Annotated in this window: 1 protein-coding gene; it reads right to left on the minus strand. The window is 61.6% G+C overall.

What is annotated here, in order from left to right:
* Positions 1-13: 13 nt before the first annotated feature.
* Positions 14-774 (minus strand): IS5 family transposase gene (locus tag EAV90_RS39180; protein ID WP_407120425.1). Its coding sequence is split into 2 segments (ribosomal slippage): positions 14-438 and positions 438-774, totalling 762 coding nucleotides; the frame shifts between segments, so codons are not numbered across the junction.
* Positions 775-849 lie beyond the last annotated feature (75 nt).

Raw genomic sequence — 849 nt, forward strand, 5'->3', positions numbered from 1 at the left:
CTAGGGTCCGGACTCAATTGATCCACCAAGTAACGGCGGCGACCAAGAGGATGGCCGAGAGGAAGTTGTCGGCTCGCTTGTCGTAGCGGGTCGCAATCCGCCTGAAGTCCTTGAGGCGGCAAAACATGCGTTCGATGAGATTGCGTCCTTTGTAGGCCTTCACGTCGTACCGGTGCGGATGCTTGCGAGTTGGGTTGGGCGGAATTACTGCCTTTGTTCCGCGCTCGGCCAACCACTCACGCAGGCTATTGGCGTCATAGGCCCTGTCAGCAAGCAATCGTCGAGCAGGTGAGACGGCAGGCAGCAGATCGCGCGCCGCCGTGAGGTCATGGCAGTTGCCAGGCGTGATCACGAAGGCGATCGGACGTCCATAATCCTCGGTCAGCGCGTGGATTTTGGTGGTGCGTCCGCCTCGCGAGCGGCCGACCGCCTGCTGGAAGTCCCCCCTTTTGCGCCCGCCGCCGAGCGGTGGGCTTTGATGTGGGTCGCGTCGATGGACATTGTCCCGACCCGGCCGGTTGAGCCAGTCAAGGCGTAGAAAATATTGCCCCACACGCCTTGGCGGCTCCAGCGATTGAAGCGGTTATAGATGGTCGTGTAGGGGCCGTAATCTGCCGGGCAGTCTCGCCAGCGTGCGCCCGATCGCAGCATGTGGAGGATCCCGCTGATCACGCGTCGGTCATCCACGCGATGGGCGCCGCGCCGCCCACGTGGCAACAGCGGTTCAATCCGCTTCCACTCCGCCTCACTCAGCCAATATAGCTTTTGCCCCATCAAGCCCCCCTTCGACTCGGAGGTCTTGAATCACAACTCCGCCTCAGCGGGAATCCCTATTGAGTACAGACCCTA

Source organism: Bradyrhizobium vignae (assembly GCF_004114425.1).
GTDB lineage: Bacteria > Pseudomonadota > Alphaproteobacteria > Rhizobiales > Xanthobacteraceae > Bradyrhizobium > Bradyrhizobium vignae.